Origin of the sequence: Streptococcus suis (assembly GCF_002964045.1) — a bacterium.
In the GTDB taxonomy this organism is placed as follows: domain Bacteria; phylum Bacillota; class Bacilli; order Lactobacillales; family Streptococcaceae; genus Streptococcus; species Streptococcus suis_U.
This window is the reverse complement of the sequence record NZ_POPB01000436.1, coordinates 1-298: the sequence shown is the minus strand read 5'-3', so window position 1 is coordinate 298 and position 298 is coordinate 1. Positions and strand designations below refer to the sequence as shown.

The following is a 298-nucleotide window of genomic DNA, read 5'->3' as shown; positions in this document are numbered from 1 at the left end:
TAGAGATAGGTTAAGGTCTGATTGATTCTACGTCTAAATTTTACAGATACTTTCATCTTATACATCCTCCATTTCAAAAGCATTTAGTTTTTTGAAGGCAATCATGGAAATACTGATGACAATCATTGAGATAATCAATGTAACTGCTGCCGCCATTGAGTATTGAGGTGATGTACCTGTGGTTAATTTATAAATCCATGAAATCAAGATGTCAGTTGAACCTGCTCCACCACCGACGCTACCAGGACCACCATTGTTGAAGAGGTAGATGATAGAGAAGTTGTTGAAGTTGAAGGTG

1 pseudogene is annotated in these 298 nt (G+C 37.6%); it reads right to left on the bottom strand.

The features are described from left to right. Positions 1-57 precede the first annotated feature (57 nt). Positions 58-298 (bottom strand): annotated as a pseudogene (locus C1E99_RS11210) (sugar ABC transporter permease); the annotation flags it as partial.